Source organism: Diplocloster modestus (assembly GCF_019042245.1).
GTDB classification, from domain to species: Bacteria; Bacillota; Clostridia; order Lachnospirales; family Lachnospiraceae; genus Diplocloster; species Diplocloster modestus.
Genome location: NZ_JAHQCX010000015.1, coordinates 1 through 11,995, shown reverse-complemented (window position 1 = coordinate 11,995; position 11,995 = coordinate 1). Strand labels below are relative to the sequence as shown.

8 protein-coding genes and 1 other annotated feature are annotated in these 11,995 nt (G+C 48.1%); all 8 genes read left to right on the top strand.

Annotation, left to right across the window (positions count from 1 at the left end; all coding sequences use genetic code 11):
• Nucleotides 1–135: 135 nt before the first annotated feature.
• The 8 genes from KTH90_RS18180 (at nucleotide 136) to KTH90_RS18145 (ending at nucleotide 11,613) form a co-directional block, all read left to right on the top strand.
• Nucleotides 136–1,236, top strand: coding sequence for an iron-containing alcohol dehydrogenase family protein (locus tag KTH90_RS18180; RefSeq protein WP_158354324.1), 1,101 nt, complete (start codon nucleotides 136–138; stop codon nucleotides 1,234–1,236).
• Between the two features lie 69 nt (nucleotides 1,237–1,305).
• Nucleotides 1,306–1,562: a binding site (T-box leader), on the top strand.
• Between the two features lie 299 nt (nucleotides 1,563–1,861).
• Nucleotides 1,862–3,004: an ABC transporter substrate-binding protein gene (locus KTH90_RS18175; RefSeq protein WP_158354325.1), complete on the top strand. Its 1,143-nt coding sequence runs from the start codon at nucleotides 1,862–1,864 to the stop codon at nucleotides 3,002–3,004.
• A gap of 168 nt (nucleotides 3,005–3,172) precedes the next feature.
• Nucleotides 3,173–4,054, top strand: a complete 882-nt coding sequence (locus tag KTH90_RS18170) for an ABC transporter permease (RefSeq protein WP_158354326.1) — start codon at nucleotides 3,173–3,175, stop codon at nucleotides 4,052–4,054.
• A complete protein-coding gene (locus tag KTH90_RS18165) occupies nucleotides 4,047–4,820 on the top strand; it encodes an ABC transporter ATP-binding protein (RefSeq protein WP_158354327.1) in 774 nt (257 codons plus the stop codon). Before KTH90_RS18170 ends, KTH90_RS18165 begins: the two co-directional genes overlap by 8 nt.
• Before the next feature lie 356 nt (nucleotides 4,821–5,176).
• Nucleotides 5,177–8,698, top strand: coding sequence for a pyruvate:ferredoxin (flavodoxin) oxidoreductase (nifJ, locus tag KTH90_RS18160; RefSeq protein ID WP_238727229.1), 3,522 nt, complete (start codon nucleotides 5,177–5,179; stop codon nucleotides 8,696–8,698).
• Between the two features lie 140 nt (nucleotides 8,699–8,838).
• A complete protein-coding gene (locus tag KTH90_RS18155) occupies nucleotides 8,839–10,026 on the top strand; it encodes an FprA family A-type flavoprotein (RefSeq protein WP_158354329.1) in 1,188 nt (395 codons plus the stop codon).
• Between the two features lie 291 nt (nucleotides 10,027–10,317).
• Entirely contained in the window at nucleotides 10,318–11,208 is an 891-nt protein-coding gene (gene pgeF, locus KTH90_RS18150; protein WP_330656087.1) for a peptidoglycan editing factor PgeF, read from the top strand.
• Nucleotides 11,209–11,259: 51 nt separating this feature from the next.
• Nucleotides 11,260–11,613 (top strand): YraN family protein, encoded by a 354-nt coding sequence (locus tag KTH90_RS18145; RefSeq protein ID WP_158354330.1) that lies wholly within the window; start codon nucleotides 11,260–11,262, stop codon nucleotides 11,611–11,613.
• Nucleotides 11,614–11,995 lie beyond the last annotated feature (382 nt).

Below are 11,995 nucleotides of genomic sequence, written 5' to 3'. Positions count from 1 at the left end.
TAAAAATAAGTCCTGCAATAAAAAATAGTAGCGCTCGAAAAAACCTCGCTGACTATTTTTCATGCATCGCACGTAAGCGGCTAAAGAACAGCCGCTAAGTGCTCATAGCTATAAAAAATAGAGGAGGTAAAAAATATGAAATTCTACATGCCAACTAAGCTCTATCTGGAAAAGGACTGTGTCTATCAGCACCGGAAGGAATTAGCAGCGTTAGGCAGCCGCGCGCTTCTGGTCACCGGCCGGCATTCTGCCAGGATAAACGGTGCTTATGATGATGTGGTAAAGAGTCTGGAAGACCAGGGCGTAAGCTACAGCCTGTTCGATGAGATCGAAGAGAATCCGTCGGTGGAGACCGTCGCCCGCGCGGCTTCCTTTGGCCGTGAACAGAAAGCGGACTTTGTGATCGGAATCGGAGGCGGTTCCCCTATGGACGCGGCAAAAGCGATCGCATTGCTGATGAACCATCCGGAAGAAGAGCCATCTGTACTCTATGAGAAGAAAGAATTAGAGGCATTGCCGGTGGCAGCCGTACCCACGACGGCAGGCACCGGTTCCGAGGTGACGCCTTATGCGATATTGACCTTGCATGAACTGCAGACGAAGAAGAGCATGAGCCACCATGTATTCCCGGCCCTTTCGCTGGCTGATGCCAAGTACCTGACTTTCGCAGGCAGGGAGCTGCTGATCCATACGGCTGTGGATACGCTGGCGCACTTAATCGAAAGCCATCTGAATAAAAATACAACGGAATACAGCCGGCTCTTCAGTGCCCGGGGGTTAAAACTCTGGGGTGAAATAAAGGAAGCGCTGTCAACCGGGGAACTAAGCGGCGGACAGTATGAAAAACTCATGCGCACATCCACCCTTGGCGGAATGTCCATCAGCCATACCGGCACCTCATTCCCGCATGGGATGAGCTATTATCTGACCTACCACATGGGCGTACCCCACGGAAAAGCCGTTGGAATCTTCCTCCCAGCATTTCTGGAGCTGTATGGGACGAAAGAGCCGGCTGAGGTGCGCCAGGTTCTGGAATATCTGAATTTTGATGGGGCTGATCCATTCCGGGAGTACATGCAGCAAATTTTAGGAATCATCAAAGTGACCGGAGATCAGATCACGTCTTATGCGAACGGTATGATGGCCAATACGGCGAAACTTGCCAACTTTCCATATCCGGTTACGCTAGAACAGATGCGGGAGCTGTTTGAAAAATCCCTGGCTGTGCAGTCGTAGAAAAGAAATAAGGAACAAAGTCTTGACATTTGCATATATTTGTATTAATCTATGAAACAAGATAAATAATTGAAACCGTTGAGAAAGAGTAGTAGGTCTAATAACAAGATTACAGAGAGCCGCAGGCGGTGGGATTGCGGTATGGCGTATCAGACTGAATGGACTTTCGAGGGCAGACCGAAATTAGCAGGTGTTAAGAGTAGGCTCTGACGGGAACCGGGCCCGTTATCCACTCCGGCATGTATTAGAAGTACATGAACAAAGTGGGCTGTACAGTCAATTTGAGTGGTACCGCGATAATTAATCAGTTAATTACCGTCTCAAGCATTTGCTTGGGGCGGTTTTTTTATTTCATAGGAAAGTGCTCCTATGAAATAAAAAACGCTCTGCGGGGATCGCACTGCGGCGGAAAGGAAGATGCCGCTTGCGCGGCCCGCCGCAGGCGGAGAGTTTCGCAAGCGAAACTCTTTTTCATTCATGGGAAAATGCGACTATGAAATAAAAAATACTCTGCCGGGATCGCGTTGCGGCGGAAAGGAAGTTACCGCTGCGTGTTTCGCCTCGCGGACGCTCCAGGCACGGAACATGTAAAAATGCACAACAGGTATAAGAGGAGGAAGTTATTATGAAAAAGAAAATCTTAGCAGTTATTCTAGGTATGACAATGGCAGCAGCCTTATTAGCGGGCTGCAGCAGTGAACAAAAAGAATCTTCCGCGGGGAAGGATCCGGTGGCTACCGAACAGCCGGCACCCCAGACAGATGATCCCCAGGCAGCAAAGGAACCGGAAGAACCCGGGGACAATGCAGCTTCCGAAGAAAATAAGCCGGCCAGCGGATTAGCGGAAGGAGAATTTACGATCGGAATTTCCCAATTTGCACAGCATGGATCCCTGGATAACTGCCGGGAAGGTTTTCTCACCGGCCTGGCCGAGGAAGGCTTCATCGAGGGGGAAAACCTGACAGTGGAATATCAAAACGCGGAAGCAGATATGGGTATTGTGAATCAGATTCCCCAGGGCTTCGTCTCCAATAAAGTGGACCTGATCTGTGCCATTGCTACGCCGGCTGCCCAGAGTGCTTACAACGCAGCGATGAATTCCGGGATTCCGGTCATCTATACCGCAGTCAATGACCCGGTTGGAGCCGAGCTTGCCAAAGAAGATGGAATGCCGGTAGGAGAAGTGACCGGAACCAGCGATAAGCTTCCTGTAGACGCGCAGCTTAAGATGATACGGGAACTGCTTCCCGATGCAAAAAAGATCGGTATCATGTACACGACCAGTGAAGTAAACAGTGAATCCACCATTGCGGAATATGAAGCAGCGGTAGGACAGTACGGGTTCGAGCTGGTAACCTCAGGGATTAACACTACGGCGGACGCGCCGCTGGCTGCGGATAATCTGTTATCCAAGGTGGACTGCCTGAACAACCTGACGGATAATACGGTGGTAAGCGCCCTGCCCACGATTCTGGATAAAGCCAATACCCGGAAAATCCCGGTATTCGGCAGTGAAGTCGAGCAGGTGAAAATAGGCTGCCTGGCTTCAGAAGGCATTGACTATTACCAGCTTGGAATTAAAACCGGCAAGATGGCAGCCCAGGTATTAAAAGGTGAAAAGAAAGCCAGTGAGATCAAAATGGAGACCATCACCGGAAGTGAACTGTATCTGAATACCAAGGTGGCGGATGATCTGGGTATCTCCCTTCCGGATGACGTAAAGACCCGGGCTTCTGAAACCTTTACGGAAATCGTGGCGGCGGAATAATTTCTGTAAACAAGTGTAATCAATACGGCGGACGATTGCCACAAAAAAAGCGTAAGTAAAGCAGGTATCAGTTTAGAGAGAAAATAAAGAGCTGGACAATTGGGTCACAGTCACACTTATAAGGGAGCGGATGCTCTCTTATAAGTTTCTTTCATGGAGGGAAAGGATATGGGCATCATCTTAGGTGTTTTGGAACAGGGGCTGATCTTTGGAATTATGGCTCTTGGCGTATATATCACATATAAAATTCTGGATTTTCCGGATCTGACGGTTGACGGCAGCTTCCCGCTGGGAGCGGCGATGAGTGCCCTGTTGATCACCCATGGCGTGAATCCTTATCTGACCCTGCTGATTTCCTTTGCGGCAGGAGTCCTGGCCGGTATCTGTACCGGATTGATTCATGTAAAATTAAAGGTTCGCGACCTGCTGTCCGGAATTATCATGATGACCGCCTTATATACCATTAATATGGTAGTCGCCGGCAAAGCCAATGTGCCCTTGTTCAGCCGGGAAACGATCTTTGATAATACTTTTATAAACAACATCTTTACCGGAAAAATGGCAAACTTTAAAACACTGATTATTGTCCTGGTCCTGGCCTTAATCTGTAAGTTTTTGCTGGATGCCTACCTGAAGACGAAGTCCGGTTTCCTCCTGCGGGCAGCCGGGGACAATGATGTACTGGTCACCTCCCTGGCCAAAGATAAGGGCCTGGTTAAAATCGTCGGTCTGGCGATTGCCAACGGCCTCGTAGCCCTGGGGGGAAGCGTTATGGCACAGCAGCAGCGATATTTTGACATTTCCATGGGAACCGGAACGATCGTCATCGGTCTGGCCAGTGTAATCATAGGGATCAGCCTGCTGCGCGGACTGACTTTCCTTGGATCCACCACCACTGTCCTGATCGGTTCCATCCTGTATAAAGCTTGTGTGGCCACCGCGCTGGCGAAATTTCCGCCAACCTATATGAAACTGATTACCGCCGTCCTCTTCCTGATCATTCTGGTGATCAGCATGCAGCTTAAAAAGAAGGTGAAGACCAATGATTGAATTAAAACAGATTCATAAATATTACAATCCCGGCACGATCAATGAAATGTGCCTGTTTGACAATTTTGATCTCACGGTCCGGGACGGCGAATTCGTATCCGTGGTGGGCAGCAATGGTTCCGGAAAAACCTCCCTGCTCAACATCATCTGCGGAAGTATCCGGGTAGAGCGCGGTCAGATCCTCATGAACGGCCGTGATATCACCAGAGAAAAAGAATACAAGCGTATGAGCCACATCGGCCGTGTCTATCAGAATCCCGCCATGGGGACCTGTCCGACCATGACCATCCTGGAGAACATGTCCCTGGCCGATAACAAGGGTAAGTTATATCTCCTGGGAAAAGGCACGGACAAAAAACGCAAAGATTACTACCGGGATCAGTTAAGCCTGCTGAATCTGGGCCTGGAAGACAAATTGGACGTAAAAGTGGGTTCCCTCTCCGGCGGACAGCGTCAGGCCATGGCCCTTCTGATGTCCACCATGACACCCATCGAATTCCTGATCCTCGACGAACACACGGCTGCACTGGATCCTAAGACCGCTGATACGATCATGGAACTGACCGACAAGATCGTCAAAGAAAAGAATCTGACCACCATCATGGTCACCCACAACTTAAGGTTTGCCGTGGACTACGGGAACCGGCTGCTGATGATGCATCAGGGGGAATGCGTGCTGGATAAAAGCGGTTCTTCAAAAAGCCGCACCCAGGTCGACGAAATCCTGAAGCTGTTCAACGAAATCAGCATTGAATGCGGAAACTGATGCTCTGGTTTTCCATAATGCCATTATATTTTTGAATGGCATTATGGATATTTTTTTCGTTAAAACCATGTTCCAGCGTATCCATCTGTCTTTATTTTCTGTAAGCGGCTTCAAAATACAGGATTTCCTTCGCCGGGATTTGAAAATACGAAGTCCCTTTTTTTATAGAAGGAAAAGTTATTCATATCATCCACATAATGAAGTGCATCCCTGTCCCCCGCAAAAATTGTACAACAAAAAAAACAATGCGAATCCCCCCGTTTACCCTTTACATTGCGGTACTTCTGATTTAAAATAGGAACGGAGACAAATTATATGTACAATAGAAAGAAAAACCATAAGGAGGATTTACAACAATGGGAAGAAAAATGAAAACCATGGATGGCAACACTGCCGCAGCACATGTCTCTTATGCGTTTACCGACGTTGCAGCCATCTACCCTATCACCCCGTCCTCGCCCATGGCAGAACATACGGATGAGTGGGCAGTACAGGGAAGAAAGAACATCTTCGGACAAGAAGTAAAAGTTGCAGAGATGCAGTCTGAAGGAGGCGCTGCAGGTGCCGTACACGGATCTCTTCAGGCAGGTGCATTGACGACTACATATACAGCTTCTCAAGGTTTGCTTTTAATGATCCCGAACATGTACAAGATCGCCGGTGAATTACTGCCCTGCGTCTTCCATGTATCCGCCAGAGCATTGGCAAGCCATGCGTTATCCATTTTCGGTGACCATTCTGACGTTTACGCATGCCGCCAGACCGGTTTCGCGATGCTTTGCGCAAGTTCCGTTCAGGAAGTTATGGACCTGGGTGCGGTCGCGCATTTGGCATCGATCGAGGGACGGGTTCCTTTCATCCATTTCTTCGACGGTTTCAGAACTTCTCATGAGATCCAGAAGATCGAGATGTGGGATTACGAAGATCTGAAGGAAATGGTAGACATGGATGCGGTTGACGCATACCGTGCACGCGCGCTGAATCCGGAACATCCGGTACTGCGTGGTTCCGCTCAGAACCCTGACATCTTCTTCCAGGCAAGAGAAGCCTGCAATGAATATTATGACAAGATGCCTGCTATCGTAGAGAAATACATGGACAAGGTAAACGAGAAGATCGGAACGGACTACAAACTGTTCAACTACCACGGCGCTGCCGATGCAGAGCATGTTATTATTTCTATGGGATCTGTCAATGATACCATTGAAGAGACGATCGACTACATGGTAAGCAAGGGTGAAAAAGTTGGTGTGTTAAAAGTACGTCTGTACAGACCTTTCAGCGTAAGCCATTTTATCGATGCTCTTCCTGAGACTGTTAAATTCATCAGCGTATTAGACAGAACCAAAGAGCCCGGAGCACTGGGCGAGCCTCTGTACCTGGATGTTGTAGCCGCATTAAAAGGCACAAAGTTTGACGGTGTTAAGGTTGTAGGCGGCCGTTACGGACTTGGTTCCAAAGATACGACCCCTGGCGATATCATCGCTGTATTTAACAACAAAGACAAAGACAAATTTACCGTTGGTATCAACGATGATGTTACACATCTGTCCTTAGAGCGTACCGAGAACCCGGTTACCACTCCGGAAGGAACCGTTAACTGTAAGTTCTGGGGTTTGGGAGCAGATGGTACGGTTGGAGCGAACAAGAACTCCATCAAGATCATCGGCGACCATACGGATATGTATGCCCAGGCATACTTTGACTATGACTCGAAGAAATCCGGCGGCGTAACCATGTCCCACCTGCGTTTTGGTAAGAAACCGATTAAGTCCACCTACTTGATCCATCAGGCAGACTTTGTAGCATGCCACAATCCTTCCTATGTTAGAAAATATAACATGGTTCAGGAATTAAAGGACGGCGGAAGCTTCCTGTTAAACTGCAGCTGGACTCCGGAAGAGATCGAGCAGCATCTGCCCGGACAGGCAAAACGCTATATGGCAGAGCACAATATCAAAATGTATACCATTGATGGTATCAAGATTGGTAAAGAGATCGGCCTTGGCGGAAGAATCAATACCGTACTTCAGGCAGCATTCTTCAAACTGGCGAATATTATCCCGGTTGATGACGCTGTAAAATATATGAAAGATGCCGCTACCGCTACCTATGGAAGAAAAGGTGAGGCCATCGTCAAGATGAACCATGACGCCATCGACAGAGGTATTATGGACGTAGTGGAAGTTCCGGTGAAGCCGGAGTGGAAAGACTGTGAAGACGAATATCTGGGCATGAAGGCTACCAAGGGCTTAAAAGATGTTGTTGATTTTGTAAACAATATCCAGATCCCGGTAAATGCGCAGGAAGGAAACAATCTCCCTGTATCCGCGTTCGTAGATATGGCTGATGGTACCTTCCCTCAGGGAACCGCTGCTTACGAAAAACGCGGTATCGCGGTAGATGTTCCGGAATGGAATCCGGAAAATTGTATCCAATGTAACTTCTGTTCTTATGTCTGCCCGCACGCAGTAATCCGTCCGGTAGCCATGACCGAAGAAGAAGCTGCGAATGCACCGGAAGGAACCAAGACCCTTGCGATGACCGGCGTGGCAGATATGAAGTTTGCTATGACCGTTACCGTACTGGATTGTACCGGATGCGGTGCCTGCGCGAATGTATGTCCTGGCAAGAAGGGCGAAAAAGCATTAGTGATGAAACCCTTAGACAGCCAGCTCAAAGAGCAGGAAGTTTACGATTACGCAAGGGAACTGGATGCCAAGCCTGCAGTCGCAGCGAAGTTCAAAGAGCACACCGTAAAAGGAAGCCAGTTCAAACAGCCGCTGCTTGAGTTCTCCGGAGCCTGTGCCGGCTGTGGTGAGACACCTTACGCAAAACTGGCTACCCAGCTGTTCGGAGACAGAATGTATATCTCCAATGCGACCGGTTGTTCCTCTATCTGGGGTGGTTCCGAACCTTCCACGCCTTACACGGTTAACAAAGAAGGACACGGACCCGCATGGGCGAATTCCCTGTTTGAGGATAATGCGGAGTTCGGTTATGGTATGTTCTTAGGCCAAAAGACCTTACGTGACCGCTTAAGAGGTAAATTGGAAGCTCTGGCTGAGAGTACGGACAAGGCAGATGTGAAAGAAGCAGTTGCAAACTATGTTGAAACCTACAACAGCGGTGCTGCCAACGGCAAAGCTACCACTGATCTGGTTGGTGCGCTGGAAGCCTGCGGCTGTGACGCTGCCAAAGAGATCCTGAAAGGAAAACAGTATCTCTCCAAGAAATCCCAGTGGATTCTCGGCGGAGACGGCTGGGCATATGACATCGGTTTCGGTGGATTGGATCATGTACTGGCTTGCGGACAGGATGTAAATGTACTGGTATTCGATACCGAAGTTTACTCCAATACCGGCGGACAGTCCTCCAAATCCACACCTACCGGCGCAACCGCTCAGTTCGCAGCAGGCGGTAAAGATGTGAAGAAGAAAGACCTGGCAGCTATCGCTATGAGCTACGGCTATGTATATGTAGCACAGATCGCCATGGGTTCTGATATGAATCAGTGTATCAAGGCATTCGTAGAAGCGGAAAGCTACAACGGACCTTCCCTGATTATCGCTTACGCACCTTGTATCAATCACGGTGTCAAGGGCGGCTTAAAGAACGCACAGGCAGAAGAGAAGAGAGCGGTGGAATCAGGTTACTGGCATAACTTCCGCTTCGATCCGAGACGTACAGAAGAAGGCAAGAATCCGTTCCAGTTAGATAGCAAAGAGCCGAAGGCTGACTATCAGGAATTCATTCAGAGCGAAGTACGTTACAGCGCACTGATGCGCCAGAATCCGGAAAGAGCAAAAGATCTTTTCGCAAAAGCAGAAAAATCTGCAAAAGAGAAGTATGCTCATCTGGTAAAATTGGCAGAATAGTATATAAGGGGCGGGGAATAAGTTTAAACTTCCCCGCCTGCTCTTTTTTATTAAAATCAAAAGGAAAGGTAAGGCCGAACAAAAACAGTTCGTCCATCCCTGAAATTAAGGCGCAGTAAATGCGCCACTGGAGGTAAACAATGAAAATTACGGAACATGTTTCTTATGTTGGTGTGCAGAATCCTTCTATGCGTGTATTTGACATTATCATGACTACCAACTATGGTACCAGTTACAACAGCTATCTCGTGCAGGGGGAAAAGTGTGCCCTGATTGAAACCGTACATGATGCATTCTCAGAAGAGTTTTTCCATAACATCGAAAATTATATTGATGTGGCCGCCATAGACTATGTCATTTTAAATCATACAGAACCTGATCACTCCGGCAGCCTATGCAAGATCGTGGCGGCGAATCCCCAGGTGGAAGTCATCGGAACAACCGCGGCGATCCGTAATCTGGCGAATATCACCAACATGGAGTTCAAGAGCCGGGCGATCAAGCAGGTGACAGGAGAGCAGCTGGATCTGGGCGGCGGTGTCGTACTGGATTTCATCGTGGCTCCTATGCTGCATTGGCCGGATTCGATGTTTACGTATCTGAAGGCGGATAAGGTTCTGTTCAGCTGTGATGTCTTTGGTTCTCATTTCTGCGAACCCTCGGTATTAGACCGGTATATCAAGTATCCTGCGGCTTATGCCAGCGAGCGGCTGAATTATTATACCTGCATTTTCTCCCCGTTCAAGAAGTTTGTAATCGCGGGAATGGATAAATTAAAAGGACTTGAGATCGAGACAGCCTGCACCAGTCACGGCCCGGTCCTTCAGGAAAAATTAAAAGAAACCATGGAGCTGTACCGTACCTGGTCTACGGAACAGCCGGTTGAGAAGAAGATAGCCATCTTCTATGTAACTGCTTATGGTTATACCGAAATCATGGCCAGGAAATTTGCAGAAATATTTGAGGCCGCAGGGATCAAAACCGAACTTTATAATGCCATCGAGCATCCGCAGGCAGAGCTGGCGGCTGTGATGAATGAGGCTAGTGCGGTTCTTTTCGGTTCCCCCACGATCAACAAGCAGGCGCTCAAACCCATTATAGATCTGATCTCCAGCAGTGATGTGGTAAACAATATCAATAAACCGGTGCTGGTGTTCGGCTCCTATGGATGGAGCGGAGAAGCGTCCAAGCAGCTGACGCAGCTTCTGAGCGTTTTGAAATATAAAGTATTTGAGGAAGCCGTTACCTGCGTGTTCAAGCCCTCGGACAGCGATTTGTCCAAAGTGGAAGAGAAGGCGCAAGAATTTTTGAGAATGATCGAAGGTTGATAAATCTTTTGTACTTGCTATAAATACATGGTGCAATGAATTACGTTAAAATAACTGTTACCCTGGCGGTTTTCTGTTGAAAGAATACAGACAAACCCGCAGAGGTAACAGTTTTTTATTTTAAAAAACTAAAATAGACGTACTGTGGATTCAGGATCGGAATTATAGTATAATTACTTTTAAGCAAAAAGGTAAAATAAAAGATTTAGAGAAAGAAGATAGGATAAATAAAGATCATACAGTAAAATGCAAGGGCGATGAGTTTCGATATAAGGGAAGGAGTGGAACCCTATGACAAAATATTTTATGGCAGACCAGGGAACAGGCGATACAGACAGGATAAAGCAATGTGACAGTATGGAGTTGTGTACGGAAGGACCGGCCCCCTATCTGATGTTCCCGGCTCTTGCAAAAACAGGGATCATCCGGCATGGATTCTCCACGAAGCTTGGAGGTGTCAGCCAGGGAAGCTGCGCTTCGCTGAATTTGAGTTTTGAGCGCGGGGATGATCCGGAGGCAGTGCGGGAGAATTACCGCCGGATCGCCTCCTCCATTGGTTTTTCGGTGGAGGATCTTGTATTTTCAAAACAGACCCATACGACCAATATCCGGTTAGTAACAGAGGAAGACAGGGGCATCGGTTATTCCAGGCCTATCCCTTATACGGATGTGGACGGACTGATCACGAATACACCGAATCTGGTACTGACTACCTTTTATGCAGACTGTGTCCCTCTTTTTTTCACAGATCCTGTAAAACGTGTGATCGCCCTGGTACATTCCGGATGGCGGGGAACGGTTGGAAAAATCGGAGATAAGGCAGTTCGTATGATGCGGGAACATTTCGGGAGCGATCCGTCGGACATCCTGGCCGCGATCGGCCCTTCGATCGGACAGGAATGCTATGAGGTGAGTAAAGACGTGGCGGATGCTTTTCGGGAAGAATTCACGGAGGTACAGATGCCGGAGCTTGCAGAACAAAAAGAGGATGGGAAATATCAGTTGGATCTGTGGAGGGCAAACCAGATAATCTTAAGTGAAGCGGGAATCCGTAAAGGGCATCTGTTCACGGCGGGAATCTGTACCTGCTGCCAGAAGGATTGGCTGTTCTCACACCGGGCTACAAATGGAAAGCGCGGGAACCTGGCGGCTTTTCTGGAACTATTGCCGGAGCAGGTTTGAAGGAAGCCAATAGAAAAAGAACGTGTAAATGATAAGGAGGGGGATTCCACGATGAATCTTCGGCACAAGGGTAATGATTATGAAGATCAGGCGGAAGCATATCTGAAAAGTGCCGGCTATCGAATTCTCTGCCGGAATTTCCGATGCCGGGCGGGAGAGATCGATATCATCGGCCGGGACGGAAGTTATTTGGTATTTATAGAGGTAAAATACCGGTTGGACGAGAGCAGGGGATTACCGGAGGAGGCCGTCGATCGGCGGAAGATATACCGCATCTGCAGGACCGCAGATTATTACCGGATGGTCAGAAAAGTGCCGGAGGATCTGCCATGCCGGTTTGATGTGGTTTGTATCTGTGGGAAAGAGATGAAGTTGATCAAGGACGCGTTTTCCTACTGCTATTAATCTGATCCTGGTTTCTGTGTAGTACAGTGGGATGAGCCGGGCGGCAAGTCTCGCCCCCCGCTCCCGGCCCTTTAAAAATCAGCCGTGAATCAATGTCAGTTAGTTAAGCTCATAGGGTATTCAATCTATGAGGGTCTAACTAAAATTTTAAAATTTTGTATCATTTTTCAAAATAGCACTTGACATCATAACCTAAATGTGCGGCCGTTTTCACTGATTGATCAGTGAAAACGGCCCTTGTACTTAGAGGATTGTTTTTTCTACTTAGTACAAGGAGGTTTTTCAGTTATGACTTTTTCTTCCCATACCAAAGATATTCTTTTTTCTGAAATCAACCGCATGGATCTTGAACGCGACAACTTCTCCAAACGTCCAGGCCTTG